The following is a 19,239-nucleotide window of genomic DNA, read 5'->3' as shown; positions in this document are numbered from 1 at the left end:
GGCTTGCTGTCTATGTATTTAGCCTATGGGTGGTCAAATACTCCTGTTAGTTCTTTATTTAGAACAAACGGTTAAGGCCGTTAAGAGCGGCAACACGATAAGCCTCTGCCATCGTTGGATAGTTAAAGGTGGTATTTACAAAGTACTCGATGGTATTTGCTTCACCTTTCTGCTCCATAATCGCTTGGCCGATATGGATGATTTCAGCGGCACGCTCACCAAACACGTGGATACCCAAAATCTCTTTGGTTTCGCGATGGAACAGGATCTTCAAGCTACCAATATCTTTACCAGCGATTTGAGCTCGAGCTAAGTGTTTGAATGAAGAACGTCCCACTTCGTACGGTACTTTCGCAGCCGTTAGTTCTTGCTCGGTTTTACCAACAGAACTGATCTCAGGGATGGTGTAGATACCGGTTGGGATGTCTTCAATAAGGTGGCGTTCAGCTTCACCTTTCACAATTGCCTGAGCAACAAATCGACCTTGGTCATAAGCCGCACTCGCTAGGCTAGGGTAGCCAATCACATCGCCTACCGCGTAAACATGGTCAACATTGGTTTGGTAATTGGTGTTGACTGATACTTGTCCACGAGAATCCGCCTCTAAACCAACCGCACCAAGGTTCAACTTATCGGTATTACCGGTTCGGCCATTGGCATACAGTAGGCAATCGGCACGCATTTTCTTGCCGGATTCTAGGTGAATGATCACGCCATCGTCCGTGCCTTCGATTTTCTCAAAGGTTTCGTCGTTACGAATCACTACACCGCTGTTCCAGAAGTGGTAAGAAAGCGCATCAGAGGTTTCATTGTCTAGGAATGACAGTAGGCGGTCTCGAGTATTGATGAGATCGGTTTTGACACCTAAGCCGCGGAAGATAGACGCGTACTCACAACCGATAACGCCAGCACCATAAATGATGATGTGTTGAGGGTCGTGTTTAAGAGAAAGAATTGAGTCACTGTCGTAAACACGCTCGTGTAAGAAGTCCACGTTGTCTGGTTGGTAAGGGCGAGAGCCTGTCGCGATAACAAACTTGTCTGCACTGTAATGTTCTTCAGTGCCATCGCTTTGCATTACCGAGACAGTGTTGGTATCGATAAAACGTGCAGTACCAAATACCAGCGTGCACTGGTTGCGGTCGTAGAAACCTTGACGTAATCGAGTCTGCTTGTCGATTACGGATTTAGCATGACCCAAAATGTTGGAAAACGTTGAGTGAATGCTTTTATTGTTCTGACAAAACAGCGGATTGCTGTTGAATTCGATAATACGGCTTACGGCATGACGCAGTGCTTTTGAAGGAATGGTTCCCCAGTGAGTACAACCACCACCAACGCTGCTCTCTTTCTCAATGATTGCAACGTTCAACCCGGCTTTGGTTAATCCCATCGCTGCCCCTTCTCCTCCGGGGCCACTACCAATTACGATTACATCAAAGTGGTTGGAGTGCGGCATAGATATCTTCCTTGTTATATTTGATTAACATTGCTTTAGCGAGATTTTAACTGATTCTGTTCTTTGGTACATGAAAAGGGCATCAGAGAGTCGGTGGGATCACGCAGTGTTATCGAAAAAATAATATTTGGTATGTCGTATGTCTCCAAATGACAGTGTGGATATTGAAATTTTTTCTTCGAACGTATTTACTTCGATACGTGAACAAAGAGGTATGTTTAGTGTCTTATATAACCAGAGTGCCTTATATAAATAAGTGATTCGCGTTATATTGAACAGAGTATTAGACATGCCTGTTTAGGCTGTAAAAGAAGAAATTGATAAAGTATGAAACCAATGGGCATTCGCGCACAGCAAAAAGAAAAAACTCGTCGCAGCTTAATCGATGCAGCATTTAGCCAACTCAGCGCTGATCGTAGTTTTTCCAATCTAAGCTTGAGAGAAGTCGCTCGTGAGGCTGGAATAGCACCGACTTCCTTTTATCGTCACTTCAAAGACATGGATGAGCTTGGCTTAACCATGGTTGATGAAGGTGGCTTACTGTTGCGCCAGTTAATGCGTCAAGCTAGACAACGCATAGTAAAAGAAGGCAGTGTGATTCGCACATCGGTTGAAACCTTTATGGAATTCATTGAAAGCAGCCCTAACGTATTCAGACTGTTATTGCGAGAGCGCTCAGGAACTTCATTTGAGTTTCGTGCAGCGGTAGCTCGTGAGATACAGCACTTCTCTGCTGAGTTAACCGAATATTTGATAACGACTGGCATGACAAGGGACGAAGCTTTTACTCAAGCTGAAGCCTCGGTCATCTTAGTTTTCAACTCAGGGGCAGAAGCATTAGATTTAGATCGACGTCAGCGAGATGAATTGGCTGAACGCTTGATCATGCAATTGCGAATGATGGCCAAAGGAGCTTTTTGGTATCGTAAAGAACGTGAACGTAACCGATTAAAAGGCGGGATTGAATAATGTCGAATGAAAATAATACTGTAAACCGTGGTTCTGAAAGAAAGACACTCGTACTTGCTGTTGTAGCCGGTGTGTGTGGTGATGCATTGTTATCTTGGGTAACAATGAGCGAAGTGGGCTTCTCTATTTTTCCGCTTATCGCTTTAGTTTTGGCTGTACAAGCGCTTTACCAAGAATACCTAACTAACCCAGTATCTGAAGATATCCCACTAGTAGGTTTAGCTTGTTTCTTCGTGGGTGCATTTGGCCACTCGGCTTTCGTGAAAGCACAACACCCAGACGCTGGCTCAAACTTCTTCGCGATTATTGTCGCGATGCTGCTTTTAGCCTGGGTAGGTAAGAAACTAGGCTTTATCGGTAAAACGGCTTAAGCTGATTTAGAAATAAAAAAAACGAGCCAATGGGCTCGTTTTTTTGTATCTGCTGTTTGTCTTAGGTCGAGAAAGCGAGGTTTATGCTTTACGCTCTAAGAACACACCCGCTTCCATGTGGTGGGTGTAAGGGAACTGGTCAAACAGAGCAAAACGAGTGATATCGTGTGTTTCGCTTAAGATCTCTAGGTTCTCTTTCAACGTTTCAGGGTTACAAGAGATGTACATGATACGCTCGTAGCCTTGAACCATCTTACAAGTATCAACATCCATGCCTGAGCGTGGTGGATCAACAAAGATAGTGTTGCAGTTGTAGCTCTTCAGATCGATGTTTGCTTGTTGCAGACGGCGGAATTCACGTTTACCTTCCATTGCTACGGTAAAATCTTCCGCAGACATACGAATGATCTGAACATTATCAATCTTGTTCGCCGCAATGTTGTACTGTGCTGACTCTACAGATGGCTTCGCTAGCTCAGTCGCTAGTACACGCTCAAAGTTTTGTGCCAGTGCTAATGAGAAGTTACCGTTACCACAGTAAAGTTCTAATAAGTCACCTTTGCTGTCTTGAGTACAGTCGACAGCCCATTCCAACATTTTCTCTGCTACTTTACCGTTTGGTTGAGTAAAGCTGTTCTCTACTTGTTGGTAGATGTAGCTGTCACCATTCACATCTAGCTTTTCAATTACGTAATCGCGATCAAGGACGATTTTCATCTTACGCGCACGACCAATCAGGTTTAGGTTAAAACCTTCATCATTCAATTGTTGCTTAAGTGCTTTAGCATCTTGAATCCATTGCTCACCCAATTGACGGTGGTAAAGCAGTGATACCAAAATCTCACCACTCAACGTAGAAAGAAAATCTACTTGGAATAGCTTGTGGCGTAGAGAGTGGTTCTCTTTCATTGCATCTGTTAGTAGAGGCATCAAGTCATTGATTAGACGGCTAGCAGCAGGGAATTGGTCTACGCGATATTTTTCTTTAGTCTCTTGATTGAACATGACGTAATACATATCGTCACCTTCATGCCACACGCGGAACTCAGCACGCATGCGGTAGTGTTGTTCTGGAGATTCATACACTTCCAGCTCAGGCACATTATATTCTGAGAACATTTCAGTAAGACGTTCAGTCTTTTCTGCCAGTTGTTCTTGGTAGCGTTGCGGGTTTACATCTAAATTCGCCATTGTTATGCCTTTTGCTGTCGTGCTTTTAAATCAAGAGCGCAGATTTTATTCAATCACAGGCGCTTGTCCAGTGTTGAGAGCCAATCAGTGTAAATAGGCCATGAAAACTATAGCTTATAACTATCTTAGACTAGACAAATGATTCAGAGGTCAATACTATCTTCGGCAAGCTGGTGCCATTTGGATGTATAGATGGCTGAAGAGGGAATCTGGTGCGAATCCAGAACTGACGCGCAGCGGTAAAAGAGAACAAGTATTCATAAGACACTGCAAATAGCTTTTTGTGGGAAGTCGAATACAAGGTAACCATAAGGTTGTGCTCTTGAGTCCGAATACCTGCCAGCGGCCAAACCATAAATGTGGTTTGGTAGGACTTTACGCGATTTAGGATCACAACATGAACAAATCCCTTTTAGCGGTTGCTGTAGCATCGCTGCTTTCACCTATCTCCAATTTACACGCCCAACAAGCATCTGCCGACGAAACCATGGTGGTTACGGCTAACCGTTTTGAGCAAAGCACCGAAAGTGTTGTAGCTCAAGTTGAGGTTGTGACACGTCAAGATATAGCTCGTATTCAAGCTAAGTCACTAACTGATGTATTCAAACGATTAACGGGCATTCAAGTTACACAGAATGGTGGTAGAGGCCAGCAAGCTTCGATCTTTGTTCGAGGTGCTAACTCTGATCAGGTTCTTGTGTTAATTGACGGCATTCGTTTTGCTCGCGCTGCAAAAGGTGGTGTCGATTTCAGCCAGCTGCCAATCACATTTGTTGAACGAGTCGAGTATGTACGAGGCGCTCGTGCTGCTATGTATGGTTCAGAAGCTATTGGTGGTGTGATTAATATCATTACAGTTGCCAGTTCTGACAATGAAGAAACGGTAGTGAGTGCGGGATTAGGCAGCCGTGATTATGAAGAGTTAAGTTTTGTTAGTGGTACAAAAGTTGGCGAAAATGGTCATTTGAATGTATCGGTTGGTTACGATTCTGATGAAGGCTATAACGTTCACCCCATGCCTGGAGTAAACGATGGCGACCGTCATGGGTTTGAATCACGTAATGCTTTGATTGGGTACGTACATAACTTCGACCAACAGTGGAGTGGCTTTGCGAACTTCCGCATGTTTGAAACCATTTCTCAATATGATGGTTCGTATGTTGATTTTAATACCGGTAACCCAGTCCATTCTTACAAAGAAGCTGAAGTTCAAAATTCTACCTTTGCTACTGGTGTTAAATATAGTGGCAGTGAACTTAAGTCTGATTTCCTAGTTAACTATCAGAATCAAGATAACTGGAACTACGAACAGTCTTTAGGCAAGAACTCTGCGTCAGCAACATCTGATGAGCTTGAACAGTTAAATGTTCAATGGGTGAATTCATACAAACTAACTTCGGCACTGACTCTTAGTGGCGGTGTAGATTGGCGTGATGAGGCTTATATTGTTAAGCCTTCGAATACTGAATACGACAGAACGAATGTTGCGTACTTCGCTGCATTAAATGCAGATGCGGATAAAGTGTTTGGCGAGCTGAGCGTCCGTGTGGATGACAATGAACAGTTTGGTATCGAAACCACTTACAACACAGGGTTAGGCTATCGTTATGCTGAGTGGCTTGTCGTGAAAGCAGCTTATGGCACATCCTTCAAGGCACCTAACTTATATCAACTATACAGCTACTACGGTAATGCACAGTTAGAAGCTGAAAAGGCAGATTCATTCGAGCTGACTTTTGGTGGCTTAATCAAGGATGTTGATTGGTCGATTACTGGCTATGACACGAACGTCGAAGACTTAATTGATTACAACTACGCGACAAGCAAGTACTACAATACCGATGGCGAAAGCCAACTACGTGGTGTGGAAATGGTCGTTGGATTTGATACTAGCTTTATTAATCATCAAGTGAGCGCTAACTTTCAAGACCCAGAAGATCAATCTGGTGATCAATTGATACGCAGAGCTAAGAAGATTTACAAGTATAATGCAGTGGCTAGTTTCGATGAGGTTGATGTTTCGCTAGGCTACCAATATGTAGGTGAGAGACCGGACTTCTCTGAAGATCTTGCAGCGTATAGTCTGTTTGATGTTTCGGTGAATTACTATGCGAATGAAAACCTTACTTTAAATGGTCGAGTGGATAACTTAACTGACGAAGAGTACGAGACTGCTGGTGGATACCCATCACCAGAGCGTACATATTACGTAAATGCTACTTACCAATTCTAATTTACACCTAAACCGCCTTCGGGCGGTTTTTCTTATTGGGTATATCAATGAAAAAGAAAGTCGTCATAAGCTGGTCATCAGGTAAAGACTCTACCTTAACCCTAGAGCGTTTGCTTGAGAGTGCTGAGTATGAAGTTGTTGCTCTTTATACTACCTATGTTGGAGATGAAGTCCCTTTCCAGGTAACTCCTATTGATGTCGTTGCCATGCAGGCACAATTAATCGGTTTGCCACTCATCACCATAGAGCTTCCTGAAGTGTTCCCGAGCAATGAGATTTACCAAAGTACGATTGTCTCAGCATTGGAAGGGTCTTGCTTATCAATTGATGCGGTCGCATTTGGCGATATGTTTTGCAATGGCATTGCCGACTATAGAAAAAGCTATATAGAACCGGCTGGCTGGGAGTGTGTGTTTCCACTAATGGGAGAGAGTAGCCAGGCTCTTGCTAGTGAGATAATAAACAGAGGAATCGAAACCTTACTCGTCACAGTTGATAGAGATGCACTAGATATGAGCTATTGCGGGAAAGAATACACGCCTGAACTAATAGACAGTTTGCCAAGTCACGTCGACCCATGTGGAGAAGATGGTGAGTTCCATACACTAGTGACGTCAGCACCGTGTTTTAAAGGAAAGCTCAAGATAGAGTTAGAAAATGTAGAGCAAGGTGAGCGTTTTGTTCATCAACGCTATCAGGCTTGCATTATATAGAGTGAAGATTGGCGAAAACTAAGCGAAGGAGTATCATTGCAGCGAAACTTATTATAGGTAATCGTTGTGTCGGATAGTCTACAAAAAAACATATTGATCTTTGATTCTGGAGTTGGCGGTCTGTCTGTATATAAAGAGATAAGCCAGTTACTACCAAATCACAACTATATCTATGTATTCGATAACGAGGCTTACCCATATGGTGAGCTCGACCAGCAAGTCCTCATTCAGCGAGTCCAAAATATCGTCGCCAGTTTTGTGGCGAGTCACGCTATTGATATTGTGGTGATAGCTTGTAATACGGCCAGTACGATAGTCCTGCCTACACTTCGCGCTAATAACCTTATCCCTATTGTCGGTGTTGTCCCGGCAATCAAACCTGCCTCGTTACTGGCTAATAAAGCGGTTGGACTTATTGCAACTCCTGCGACGATTACTCGTGAATACACACACGAGCTCATCAAAAACTTCTCGAGTAATAAAAGAGTAGAGCTGTTGGGTTCAACTCGGCTGGTGGATATGGCCGAAGATAAACTCAGAGGTGAGGAGATTAGTCTTGAAGAGTTACAGCAAATCCTTCAACCGATGATCAACACAATTGATGTGGCCGTATTAGGGTGTACCCATTTCCCACTGATCAAATCAGAGATTCAACAAGTATTAGGTGAAAGTGTAGTGCTGATAGATTCTGGTAAAGCGATAGCTAAGCGGGTTCAAGATTTGTTAGGTTTGGAAAGCATTAATAAAGAAGGGGGAGTGCGTGAGGTTTTTTGTAGTGCACTTCCTAAAAAAGAAAGTGCACTAAATAGTATGTTAAAGCAGTTAGGGTTTAACTCAGTTCAGATTCGTCCGCTTCAGGATGTTTAGGATCATTTGCAACACGTACTTTTAAAGTGCGTTGCATGTAATCTTTATCGTTAAGTGCAGAGATTGCATGATTCACATCATTACTTGCCATAACAACAAATCCAAAGCCTCTTCTTTTACCAGTACGTTTGTCTTTCATTAAACGTACTGCAAATACTTCACCATGCTCTGAGAATAATTCACGTACATGTGATTCGTTCGCTTTATATGGAAGGTTACCCACATAAAGTGTTTTGGTTGAAGCCTTAGGTTCTGAATCTGATTTTGAGTCGGTGCTTGAAAAGTTAACAACAAAAGCGGAAGCCAAGACACCAAGGATAAAGGTAATTGCAGGCGATATATCTACCTGAGAGAAAACAATGCCGCCTAATACAGCCAGTGCGACAATTAACAACATCGATTTTTTTGAGTTCATATCGGAATACTACATATTAATAAACGAAATAGACGCATCTACCATTAACAAAATAGACACATGAATCTTACGTTCATGGCTTCCATTTTTCCAATGTATTGCTGTGATACGTCTCAAATGTTTAGTTTTTATTCGAAAAATGCGGATCTGGTGGCTTTTTAGGCGAACAAAACTTTTATTTCAAAAAGCCCTTGTGCTCCATCTCAATCTCTCTATAATGCCGCCACACCGACACGGAGTGAGACGAAAGTCACACAGCGAAATCGGTAGAGAAAAAGAGTTTGAAAATAACCCTTGACTCTCAAAGTGGTGCAGGTATAGTACGCACCCCTAGCGACTGAGATGTGAATCACAAAACGCTAGCGCTCTTTAACAATTTAAACCTATCAATCTGTGTGGGCACTCGTTGATGAATATCAAAACGTTATTACTTAGGTAATAGCAGTTACTTCGGTAACAAAATTGATTTCAATGAACTGAGTGACCAATACAAATAACCTCGGTTATTTGGCACAGTCAATTCATTACCATTCTGTTGGAATGGTAATAGCTTTAAAATTACATAGTAGTTTTGAAGTCAGTATTCGTTGAGTCACAAAATCTTAAATTGAAGAGTTTGATCATGGCTCAGATTGAACGCTGGCGGCAGGCCTAACACATGCAAGTCGAGCGGAAACGACACTAACAATCCTTCGGGTGCGTTAATGGGCGTCGAGCGGCGGACGGGTGAGTAATGCCTAGGAAATTGCCTTGATGTGGGGGATAACCATTGGAAACGATGGCTAATACCGCATAATGCCTACGGGCCAAAGAGGGGGACCTTCGGGCCTCTCGCGTCAAGATATGCCTAGGTGGGATTAGCTAGTTGGTGAGGTAATGGCTCACCAAGGCGACGATCCCTAGCTGGTCTGAGAGGATGATCAGCCACACTGGAACTGAGACACGGTCCAGACTCCTACGGGAGGCAGCAGTGGGGAATATTGCACAATGGGCGAAAGCCTGATGCAGCCATGCCGCGTGTATGAAGAAGGCCTTCGGGTTGTAAAGTACTTTCAGTTGTGAGGAAGGGGGTAGCGTTAATAGCGCTATCTCTTGACGTTAGCAACAGAAGAAGCACCGGCTAACTCCGTGCCAGCAGCCGCGGTAATACGGAGGGTGCGAGCGTTAATCGGAATTACTGGGCGTAAAGCGCATGCAGGTGGTTCATTAAGTCAGATGTGAAAGCCCGGGGCTCAACCTCGGAACTGCATTTGAAACTGGTGAACTAGAGTACTGTAGAGGGGGGTAGAATTTCAGGTGTAGCGGTGAAATGCGTAGAGATCTGAAGGAATACCAGTGGCGAAGGCGGCCCCCTGGACAGATACTGACACTCAGATGCGAAAGCGTGGGGAGCAAACAGGATTAGATACCCTGGTAGTCCACGCCGTAAACGATGTCTACTTGGAGGTTGTGGCCTTGAGCCGTGGCTTTCGGAGCTAACGCGTTAAGTAGACCGCCTGGGGAGTACGGTCGCAAGATTAAAACTCAAATGAATTGACGGGGGCCCGCACAAGCGGTGGAGCATGTGGTTTAATTCGATGCAACGCGAAGAACCTTACCTACTCTTGACATCCAGAGAAGCCAGCGGAGACGCAGGTGTGCCTTCGGGAGCTCTGAGACAGGTGCTGCATGGCTGTCGTCAGCTCGTGTTGTGAAATGTTGGGTTAAGTCCCGCAACGAGCGCAACCCTTATCCTTGTTTGCCAGCGAGTAATGTCGGGAACTCCAGGGAGACTGCCGGTGATAAACCGGAGGAAGGTGGGGACGACGTCAAGTCATCATGGCCCTTACGAGTAGGGCTACACACGTGCTACAATGGCGCATACAGAGGGCAGCAAGCTAGCGATAGTGAGCGAATCCCAAAAAGTGCGTCGTAGTCCGGATTGGAGTCTGCAACTCGACTCCATGAAGTCGGAATCGCTAGTAATCGTAGATCAGAATGCTACGGTGAATACGTTCCCGGGCCTTGTACACACCGCCCGTCACACCATGGGAGTGGGCTGCAAAAGAAGTGGGTAGTTTAACCTTTCGGGGAGGACGCTCACCACTTTGTGGTTCATGACTGGGGTGAAGTCGTAACAAGGTAGCCCTAGGGGAACCTGGGGCTGGATCACCTCCTTATACGAAGATATTCACGATAAGTGTCCACACAGATTGATGGTTTAGATTTAGTTAAAGCCAGAGCTTTAATTAATAACGTAAGTTATTGATTAAAGCTTTTTGCTTTATGCTCTTTAACAATTTGGAAAGCTGACTGATTGATTACTTACGAGTAATTCAATCAAATTTAAAAGTTCTCAATGTTTATCTTTTAGATAAACACAACAAACACATTCAAGTGTCTTGTATTCGATTCAAACTTGTTTGAATCACATTGAGTCCGGCAAACAGTCATTGAGAATTAACCCTTCTTAATGACAACCAAAAACCTTGGTTAGTTGCCATACGCTAAGACCCTTTCGGGTTGTATGGTTAAGTGACTAAGCGTACACGGTGGATGCCTTGGCAGTCAGAGGCGATGAAAGGCGTAATAACTTGCGATAAGCCCAGATTAGGTAGTAATAACCTTTTGAGTCTGGGATTCCTGAATGGGGAAACCCACTTACATAAGTAAGTATCCTGTTGTGAATACATAGCAACAGGAGGCAAACCGGGGGAACTGAAACATCTAAGTACCCCGAGGAAGAGAAATCAACCGAGATTCCGAAAGTAGCGGCGAGCGAAATTGGATTAGCCCTTAAGCTTTTAATGATGCAGGTGAAGAGTCTGGAAAGTCTCGCAGTAAAGGGTGATAGCCCCGTAACCGACACATCATAATCAGTGAAAACGAGTAGGGCGGGACACGTGATATCCTGTCTGAATATGGGGGGACCATCCTCCAAGGCTAAATACTACTGACTGACCGATAGTGAACCAGTACCGTGAGGGAAAGGCGAAAAGAACCCCTGTGAGGGGAGTGAAATAGAACCTGAAACCGTGTACGTACAAGCAGTAGGAGCACCTTCGTGGTGTGACTGCGTACCTTTTGTATAATGGGTCAGCGACTTAATTTTAGTAGCAAGGTTAACCGTTTAGGGGAGCCGTAGGGAAACCGAGTCTTAACTGGGCGTACAGTTGCTAGGATTAGACCCGAAACCAGGTGATCTAGCCATGGGCAGGTTGAAGGTTGAGTAACATCAACTGGAGGACCGAACCGACTAATGTTGAAAAATTAGCGGATGACTTGTGGCTAGGGGTGAAAGGCCAATCAAACCTGGAGATAGCTGGTTCTCCCCGAAAGCTATTTAGGTAGCGCCTCGGACGAATACTACTGGGGGTAGAGCACTGTTAAGGCTAGGGGGTCATCCCGACTTACCAACCCTTTGCAAACTCCGAATACCAGTAAGTACTATCCGGGAGACACACGGCGGGTGCTAACGTCCGTCGTGGAGAGGGAAACAACCCAGACCGCCAGCTAAGGTCCCAAAGTATAGCTAAGTGGGAAACGATGTGGGAAGGCTCAGACAGCCAGGATGTTGGCTTAGAAGCAGCCATCATTTAAAGAAAGCGTAATAGCTCACTGGTCGAGTCGGCCTGCGCGGAAGATGTAACGGGGCTAAGCTATACACCGAAGCTGCGGCTACGTACCTTAGGGTATGTGGGGTAGGGGAGCGTTCTGTAAGCCGTTGAAGGTGGTCTGTAAGGGCTGCTGGAGGTATCAGAAGTGCGAATGCTGACATGAGTAACGATAAAGGGAGTGAAAAACTCCCTCGCCGGAAGACCAAGGGTTCCTGTCCAACGTTAATCGGGGCAGGGTAAGTCGACTCCTAAGGCGAGGCCGAAAGGCGTAGTCGATGGGAAACGGGTTAATATTCCCGTACTTCTTACAATTGCGATGGGGGGACGGAGAAGGCTAGGTGGGCCTGGCGACGGTTGTCCAGGTTCAAGTACGTAGGCGGGTGGTTTAGGTAAATCCGGACCGCTACTAACGCTGAGATACGATGTCGAGCTACTACGGTAGTGAAGTCATTGATGCCATGCTTCCAGGAAAAGCCTCTAAGCTTCAGATTGTAAGGAATCGTACCCCAAACCGACACAGGTGGTCGGGTAGAGAATACCAAGGCGCTTGAGAGAACTCGGGTGAAGGAACTAGGCAAAATGGTACCGTAACTTCGGGAGAAGGTACGCTCTTATCAGTGAAGTCCCTTGCGGATGGAGCAGACGAGAGTCGCAGATACCAGGTGGCTGCAACTGTTTATTAAAAACACAGCACTGTGCAAAATCGTAAGATGACGTATACGGTGTGACGCCTGCCCGGTGCCGGAAGGTTAATTGATGGGGTTAGACTTCGGTCGAAGCTCTTGATCGAAGCCCCGGTAAACGGCGGCCGTAACTATAACGGTCCTAAGGTAGCGAAATTCCTTGTCGGGTAAGTTCCGACCTGCACGAATGGCGTAATGATGGCCACGCTGTCTCCACCCGAGACTCAGTGAAATTGAAATCGCTGTGAAGATGCAGTGTACCCGCGGCTAGACGGAAAGACCCCGTGAACCTTTACTACAGCTTGGCACTGAACATTGAACCTACATGTGTAGGATAGGTGGGAGACTTTGAAACCGCGTCGCTAGATGTGGTGGAGTCGTCCTTGAAATACCACCCTTGTAGTTTTGATGTTCTAACGTTGGTCCCTGAATCGGGATTACGGACAGTGCCTGGTGGGTAGTTTGACTGGGGCGGTCTCCTCCCAAAGAGTAACGGAGGAGCACGAAGGTGGGCTAAACACGGTTGGACATCGTGTGGTTAGTGCAATGGCATAAGCCCGCTTGACTGCGAGAATGACAATTCGAGCAGGTGCGAAAGCAGGTCATAGTGATCCGGTGGTTCTGAATGGAAGGGCCATCGCTCAACGGATAAAAGGTACTCCGGGGATAACAGGCTGATACCGCCCAAGAGTTCATATCGACGGCGGTGTTTGGCACCTCGATGTCGGCTCATCACATCCTGGGGCTGAAGTCGGTCCCAAGGGTATGGCTGTTCGCCATTTAAAGTGGTACGCGAGCTGGGTTTAGAACGTCGTGAGACAGTTCGGTCCCTATCTGCCGTGGGCGTTGGAAAATTGAAAGGGGCTGCTCCTAGTACGAGAGGACCGGAGTGGACGAACCTCTGGTGTTCGGGTTGTCATGCCAATGGCATTGCCCGGTAGCTAAGTTCGGAATCGATAACCGCTGAAAGCATCTAAGCGGGAAGCGAGCCTTGAGATGAGTTTTCCCTGACGCTTTAAGCGTCCTAAAGGGTTGTCGTAGACTACGACGTTGATAGGCAGGGTGTGTAAGTGCTGCGAGGCATTGAGCTAACCTGTACTAATTGCCCGTGAGGCTTAACCATACAACACCCAAGGGGTTTTGTGGACTCAAAGAAATACCAAACGCTTGAATGAGTTTGAAGAGAAACTTTTAAAGCTCTATTAAATAGAGAAGCAGCTTTCCGAATTTTAAAATTTGCTTGGCGACCATAGCATTGTGGACCCACCTGATTCCATGCCGAACTCAGAAGTGAAACACAATAGCGCCGATGGTAGTGTGGGGCTTCCCCATGTGAGAGTAGGACATCGCCAGGCTTTAATTTCGACTTTGTCTACAAAGTAGACAAGTCACCATAGAGTTCTAAGTTTTCTTAGTATTTTATGTTGACTTTCAAAGTGGAAAGCGTATTATACGCGTCCTGCTTAAGTGCTAAGGCACTGAAAGCAAAGCTCTTTAACAATTTAAACCTATCAATCTGTGTGGGCACTCGTTGATGAATATCAAAACGTTATTACTTAGGTAATAGCAGTTACTTCGGTAACAAAATTGATTTCAATGAACTGAGTGACCAATACGTTTAACTACTTGTAGTTATTCGGCACAGTCAATTCATTATCATTCTGTTGGAATGATAATAGCTTTAGAATTACATGTTCATTTTCGAATGAATATTAGTTTTGAAGTCAGTATTCGTTGAGTCACAAAATCTTAAATTGAAGAGTTTGATCATGGCTCAGATTGAACGCTGGCGGCAGGCCTAACACATGCAAGTCGAGCGGAAACGACACTAACAATCCTTCGGGTGCGTTAATGGGCGTCGAGCGGCGGACGGGTGAGTAATGCCTAGGAAATTGCCTTGGTGTGGGGGATAACCATTGGAAACGATGGCTAATACCGCATAATGCCTACGGGCCAAAGAGGGGGACCTTCGGGCCTCTCGCGTCAAGATATGCCTAGGTGGGATTAGCTAGTTGGTGAGGTAATGGCTCACCAAGGCGACGATCCCTAGCTGGTCTGAGAGGATGATCAGCCACACTGGAACTGAGACACGGTCCAGACTCCTACGGGAGGCAGCAGTGGGGAATATTGCACAATGGGCGAAAGCCTGATGCAGCCATGCCGCGTGTATGAAGAAGGCCTTCGGGTTGTAAAGTACTTTCAGTTGTGAGGAAGGGGGTAGCGTTAATAGCGCTATCTCTTGACGTTAGCAACAGAAGAAGCACCGGCTAACTCCGTGCCAGCAGCCGCGGTAATACGGAGGGTGCGAGCGTTAATCGGAATTACTGGGCGTAAAGCGCATGCAGGTGGTTCATTAAGTCAGATGTGAAAGCCCGGGGCTCAACCTCGGAACTGCATTTGAAACTGGTGAACTAGAGTACTGTAGAGGGGGGTAGAATTTCAGGTGTAGCGGTGAAATGCGTAGAGATCTGAAGGAATACCAGTGGCGAAGGCGGCCCCCTGGACAGATACTGACACTCAGATGCGAAAGCGTGGGGAGCAAACAGGATTAGATACCCTGGTAGTCCACGCCGTAAACGATGTCTACTTGGAGGTTGTGGCCTTGAGCCGTGGCTTTCGGAGCTAACGCGTTAAGTAGACCGCCTGGGGAGTACGGTCGCAAGATTAAAACTCAAATGAATTGACGGGGGCCCGCACAAGCGGTGGAGCATGTGGTTTAATTCGATGCAACGCGAAGAACCTTACCTACTCTTGACATCCAGAGAAGCCAGCGGAGACGCAGGTGTGCCTTCGGGAGCTCTGAGACAGGTGCTGCATGGCTGTCGTCAGCTCGTGTTGTGAAATGTTGGGTTAAGTCCCGCAACGAGCGCAACCCTTATCCTTGTTTGCCAGCGAGTAATGTCGGGAACTCCAGGGAGACTGCCGGTGATAAACCGGAGGAAGGTGGGGACGACGTCAAGTCATCATGGCCCTTACGAGTAGGGCTACACACGTGCTACAATGGCGCATACAGAGGGCAGCAAGCTAGCGATAGTGAGCGAATCCCAAAAAGTGCGTCGTAGTCCGGATTGGAGTCTGCAACTCGACTCCATGAAGTCGGAATCGCTAGTAATCGTAGATCAGAATGCTACGGTGAATACGTTCCCGGGCCTTGTACACACCGCCCGTCACACCATGGGAGTGGGCTGCAAAAGAAGTGGGTAGTTTAACCTTTCGGGGAGGACGCTCACCACTTTGTGGTTCATGACTGGGGTGAAGTCGTAACAAGGTAGCCCTAGGGGAACCTGGGGCTGGATCACCTCCTTATACGAAGATATTCACGATAAGTGTCCACACAGATTGATTAGGTTTAGAAAAGTTAAGAGACGATATTGGGTCTGTAGCTCAGCTGGTTAGAGCGCTCGCCTGATAAGCGGGAGGTCGGTGGTTCAAGTCCACTCAGACCCACCAATATCGACCTAGATGGGGCTATAGCTCAGCTGGGAGAGCGCCTGCCTTGCACGCAGGAGGTCTGCGGTTCGATCCCGCATAGCTCCACCATCTTTAAGGGTTTTTCCCTAAGAATCTTTAAAAATGGTTTCGAAAGAAATCAAGCTCTTTAACAATTTGGAAAGCTGACTGATTGATTACTTACGAGTAATTCAATCAAATTTAAAAGTTCTCAATGTTTACCTTTATGGTAAACACAACAAACACATTCAAGTGTCTTGTATTCGAATCAAACATAGTTTGATTCACAATTGAGTCCGGCAAACAGTCATTGAGAATTAACCCTTCTTAATGACAACCAAAAACCTTGGTTAGTTGCCATACACTAAGACCCTTTCGGGTTGTATGGTTAAGTGACTAAGCGTACACGGTGGATGCCTTGGCAGTCAGAGGCGATGAAAGGCGTAATAACTTGCGATAAGCCCAGATTAGGTAGTAATAACCTTTTGAGTCTGGGATTCCTGAATGGGGAAACCCACTTACATAAGTAAGTATCCTGTTGTGAATACATAGCAACAGGAGGCAAACCGGGGGAACTGAAACATCTAAGTACCCCGAGGAAGAGAAATCAACCGAGATTCCGAAAGTAGCGGCGAGCGAAATTGGATTAGCCCTTAAGCTTTTAATGAGACAGATGAAGGCTCTGGAAAGTGCCGCAACAAAGGGTGATAGCCCCGTAATCGACATCTCATAATCAGTGAAAACGAGTAGGGCGGGACACGTGATATCCTGTCTGAATATGGGGGGACCATCCTCCAAGGCTAAATACTACTGACTGACCGATAGTGAACCAGTACCGTGAGGGAAAGGCGAAAAGAACCCCTGTGAGGGGAGTGAAATAGAACCTGAAACCGTGTACGTACAAGCAGTAGGAGCACCTTCGTGGTGTGACTGCGTACCTTTTGTATAATGGGTCAGCGACTTAATTTTAGTAGCAAGGTTAACCGTTTAGGGGAGCCGTAGGGAAACCGAGTCTTAACTGGGCGTACAGTTGCTAGGATTAGACCCGAAACCAGGTGATCTAGCCATGGGCAGGTTGAAGGTTGAGTAACATCAACTGGAGGACCGAACCGACTAATGTTGAAAAATTAGCGGATGACTTGTGGCTAGGGGTGAAAGGCCAATCAAACCTGGAGATAGCTGGTTCTCCCCGAAAGCTATTTAGGTAGCGCCTCGGACGAATACTACTGGGGGTAGAGCACTGTTAAGGCTAGGGGGTCATCCCGACTTACCAACCCTTTGCAAACTCCGAATACCAGTAAGTACTATCCGGGAGACACACGGCGGGTGCTAACGTCCGTCGTGGAGAGGGAAACAACCCAGACCGCCAGCTAAGGTCCCAAAGTATAGCTAAGTGGGAAACGATGTGGGAAGGCTCAGACAGCCAGGATGTTGGCTTAGAAGCAGCCATCATTTAAAGAAAGCGTAATAGCTCACTGGTCGAGTCGGCCTGCGCGGAAGATGTAACGGGGCTAAGCTATACACCGAAGCTGCGGCTACGTACCTTAGGGTATGTGGGGTAGGGGAGCGTTCTGTAAGCCGTTGAAGGTGGTCTGTAAGGGCTGCTGGAGGTATCAGAAGTGCGAATGCTGACATGAGTAACGATAAAGGGAGTGAAAAACTCCCTCGCCGGAAGACCAAGGGTTCCTGTCCAACGTTAATCGGGGCAGGGTAAGTCGACTCCTAAGGCGAGGCCGAAAGGCGTAGTCGATGGGAAACAGGTTAATATTCCTGTACTTCTTACAATTGCGATGGGGGGACGGAGAAGGCTAGGTGGGCCTGGCGACGGTTGTCCAGGTTCAAGTACGTAGGCGGGTGGTTTAGGTAAATCCGGACCGCTACTAACGCTGAGATACGATGTCGAGCTACTACGGTAGTGAAGTCATTGATGCCATGCTTCCAGGAAAAGCCTCTAAGCTTCAGATTGTAAGGAATCGTACCCCAAACCGACACAGGTGGTCGGGTAGAGAATACCAAGGCGCTTGAGAGAACTCGGGTGAAGGAACTAGGCAAAATGGTACCGTAACTTCGGGAGAAGGTACGCTCTTATCAGTGAAGTCCCTTGCGGATGGAGCAGACGAGAGTCGCAGATACCAGGTGGCTGCAACTGTTTATTAAAAACACAGCACTGTGCAAAATCGTAAGATGACGTATACGGTGTGACGCCTGCCCGGTGCCGGAAGGTTAATTGATGGGGTTAGACTTCGGTCGAAGCTCTTGATCGAAGCCCCGGTAAACGGCGGCCGTAACTATAACGGTCCTAAGGTAGCGAAATTCCTTGTCGGGTAAGTTCCGACCTGCACGAATGGCGTAATGATGGCCACGCTGTCTCCACCCGAGACTCAGTGAAATTGAAATCGCTGTGAAGATGCAGTGTACCCGCGGCTAGACGGAAAGACCCCGTGAACCTTTACTACAGCTTGGCACTGAACATTGAACCTACATGTGTAGGATAGGTGGGAGACTTTGAAACCGCGTCGCTAGATGTGGTGGAGTCGTCCTTGAAATACCACCCTTGTAGTTTTGATGTTCTAACGTTGGTCCCTGAATCGGGATTACGGACAGTGCCTGGTGGGTAGTTTGACTGGGGCGGTCTCCTCCCAAAGAGTAACGGAGGAGCACGAAGGTGGGCTAAACACGGTTGGACATCGTGTGGTTAGTGCAATGGCATAAGCCCGCTTGACTGCGAGAATGACAATTCGAGCAGGTGCGAAAGCAGGTCATAGTGATCCGGTGGTTCTGAATGGAAGGGCCATCGCTCAACGGATAAAAGGTACTCCGGGGATAACAGGCTGATACCGCCCAAGAGTTCATATCGACGGCGGTGTTTGGCACCTCGATGTCGGCTCATCACATCCTGGGGCTGAAGTCGGTCCCAAGGGTATGGCTGTTCGCCATTTAAAGTGGTACGCGAGCTGGGTTTAGAACGTCGTGAGACAGTTCGGTCCCTATCTGCCGTGGGCGTTGGAAAATTGAAAGGGGCTGCTCCTAGTACGAGAGGACCGGAGTGGACGAACCTCTGGTGTTCGGGTTGTCATGCCAATGGCATTGCCCGGTAGCTAAGTTCGGAATCGATAACCGCTGAAAGCATCTAAGCGGGAAGCGAGCCTTGAGATGAGTTTTCCCTGGCGCTATAAGCGTCCTAAAGGGTTGTCGTAGACTACGACGTTGATAGGCAGGGTGTGTAAGTGCTGCGAGGCATTGAGCTAACCTGTACTAATTGCCCGTGAGGCTTAACCATACAACACCCAAG

The 19,239-nt window shown here is 46.7% G+C and carries 8 protein-coding genes, 2 tRNA genes, 5 rRNA genes and 1 riboswitch; of the genes, 12 read left to right on the top strand and 3 right to left on the bottom strand.

The features are described 5' to 3' along the window. Nucleotides 1-58: 58 nt before the first annotated feature. Nucleotides 59-1,459 (bottom strand): Si-specific NAD(P)(+) transhydrogenase, encoded by a 1,401-nt coding sequence (gene sthA / locus OC193_RS14970; protein WP_048658871.1) that lies wholly within the window; start codon nucleotides 1,457-1,459, stop codon nucleotides 59-61. Nucleotides 1,460-1,786: 327 nt separating this feature from the next. Here sthA and fabR point away from each other — a divergent pair, with 327 nt between their 5' ends. Further along, nucleotides 1,787-2,428 (top strand): HTH-type transcriptional repressor FabR, encoded by a 642-nt coding sequence (fabR, locus tag OC193_RS14965; RefSeq protein ID WP_010438693.1) that lies wholly within the window; start codon nucleotides 1,787-1,789, stop codon nucleotides 2,426-2,428. Beyond that, the gene (locus tag OC193_RS14960) at nucleotides 2,428-2,799 is read left to right on the top strand and encodes a YijD family membrane protein (RefSeq protein WP_004736696.1); all 372 of its coding nucleotides are present in this window, start codon (nucleotides 2,428-2,430) and stop codon (nucleotides 2,797-2,799) included. The genes fabR and OC193_RS14960 overlap by 1 nt, the downstream gene beginning before the upstream one ends. Nucleotides 2,800-2,880: 81 nt before the next feature. Here OC193_RS14960 and trmA read toward each other — a convergent pair whose 3' ends face one another. Next, nucleotides 2,881-3,990 (bottom strand): tRNA (uridine(54)-C5)-methyltransferase TrmA, encoded by a 1,110-nt coding sequence (gene trmA, locus OC193_RS14955; RefSeq protein ID WP_048666350.1) that lies wholly within the window; start codon nucleotides 3,988-3,990, stop codon nucleotides 2,881-2,883. Between the two features lie 154 nt (nucleotides 3,991-4,144). Further along, a riboswitch (cobalamin riboswitch) is annotated at nucleotides 4,145-4,348 on the top strand. Nucleotides 4,349-4,387: 39 nt separating this feature from the next. On the opposite strand from trmA, the gene btuB reads away from it, so the two are divergent. From btuB to murI, 3 genes are read left to right on the top strand one after another with little or no spacing between them, the layout of a single operon-like run. Then, complete coding sequence (gene btuB, locus OC193_RS14950; protein ID WP_048662902.1) at nucleotides 4,388-6,223, top strand: TonB-dependent vitamin B12 receptor; 1,836 nt, start codon at nucleotides 4,388-4,390, stop codon at nucleotides 6,221-6,223. 47 nt (nucleotides 6,224-6,270) lie between these two features. After that, entirely contained in the window at nucleotides 6,271-6,936 is a 666-nt protein-coding gene (locus tag OC193_RS14945) for a Dph6-related ATP pyrophosphatase (RefSeq protein WP_048662903.1), read from the top strand. Nucleotides 6,937-6,996: 60 nt separating this feature from the next. Next, nucleotides 6,997-7,803 (top strand): glutamate racemase, encoded by an 807-nt coding sequence (murI, locus tag OC193_RS14940; protein WP_048662904.1) that lies wholly within the window; start codon nucleotides 6,997-6,999, stop codon nucleotides 7,801-7,803. Here the strand turns inward: murI and OC193_RS14935 are convergent. Next, complete coding sequence (locus OC193_RS14935) at nucleotides 7,766-8,218, bottom strand: RNA recognition motif domain-containing protein (RefSeq protein WP_017061054.1); 453 nt, start codon at nucleotides 8,216-8,218, stop codon at nucleotides 7,766-7,768. The genes murI and OC193_RS14935 overlap by 38 nt on opposite strands. A 604-nt stretch (nucleotides 8,219-8,822) precedes the next feature. Between OC193_RS14935 and OC193_RS14930 the strand changes: the two genes are divergently transcribed. The 7 genes from OC193_RS14930 to OC193_RS14900 all read left to right on the top strand — a co-directional run bounded on the left by OC193_RS14930 (nucleotide 8,823) and on the right by OC193_RS14900 (nucleotide 19,227). Next, a 16S ribosomal RNA gene (locus tag OC193_RS14930) occupies nucleotides 8,823-10,377 on the top strand. Nucleotides 10,378-10,726: 349 nt separating this feature from the next. Beyond that, nucleotides 10,727-13,620 (top strand): 23S ribosomal RNA (locus tag OC193_RS14925). 116 nt (nucleotides 13,621-13,736) lie between these two features. Next, nucleotides 13,737-13,852 (top strand): 5S ribosomal RNA (gene rrf / locus OC193_RS14920). 396 nt (nucleotides 13,853-14,248) lie between these two features. Further along, a 16S ribosomal RNA gene (locus OC193_RS14915) occupies nucleotides 14,249-15,803 on the top strand. 67 nt (nucleotides 15,804-15,870) lie between these two features. Next, nucleotides 15,871-15,947, top strand: a tRNA-Ile gene (locus OC193_RS14910). A gap of 14 nt (nucleotides 15,948-15,961) precedes the next feature. Next, nucleotides 15,962-16,037: transfer RNA gene (locus tag OC193_RS14905), tRNA-Ala, on the top strand. 296 nt (nucleotides 16,038-16,333) lie between these two features. Beyond that, a 23S ribosomal RNA gene (locus OC193_RS14900) occupies nucleotides 16,334-19,227 on the top strand. Together the 16S, 23S and 5S rRNA genes with 2 tRNA genes alongside form the textbook arrangement of a ribosomal RNA operon. The last annotated feature ends 12 nt before the right edge of the window (nucleotides 19,228-19,239 follow it).

Origin of the sequence: Vibrio crassostreae (assembly GCF_024347415.1) — a bacterium.
GTDB classification, from domain to species: Bacteria; Pseudomonadota; Gammaproteobacteria; order Enterobacterales; family Vibrionaceae; genus Vibrio; species Vibrio crassostreae.
This window is presented reverse-complemented; position numbering and strand designations above follow the sequence as displayed.

What these genes read in the sequence shown, in the direction of transcription:
- fabR (WP_010438693.1), top strand. Translation starts at nt 1,787, where the DNA reads ATGAAACCAATGGGCATTCGCGCACAGCAAAAAGAAAAAACTCGTCGC.
- OC193_RS14960 (WP_004736696.1), top strand. Translation starts at nt 2,428, where the DNA reads ATGTCGAATGAAAATAATACTGTAAACCGTGGTTCTGAAAGAAAGACA.
- sthA (WP_048658871.1), bottom strand. Translation starts at nt 1,459, where the DNA reads ATGCCGCACTCCAACCACTTTGATGTAATCGTAATTGGTAGTGGCCCC.
- OC193_RS14935 (WP_017061054.1), bottom strand. Translation starts at nt 8,218, where the DNA reads ATGAACTCAAAAAAATCGATGTTGTTAATTGTCGCACTGGCTGTATTA.
- trmA (WP_048666350.1), bottom strand. Translation starts at nt 3,990, where the DNA reads ATGGCGAATTTAGATGTAAACCCGCAACGCTACCAAGAACAACTGGCA.
- btuB (WP_048662902.1), top strand. Translation starts at nt 4,388, where the DNA reads ATGAACAAATCCCTTTTAGCGGTTGCTGTAGCATCGCTGCTTTCACCT.
- OC193_RS14945 (WP_048662903.1), top strand. Translation starts at nt 6,271, where the DNA reads ATGAAAAAGAAAGTCGTCATAAGCTGGTCATCAGGTAAAGACTCTACC.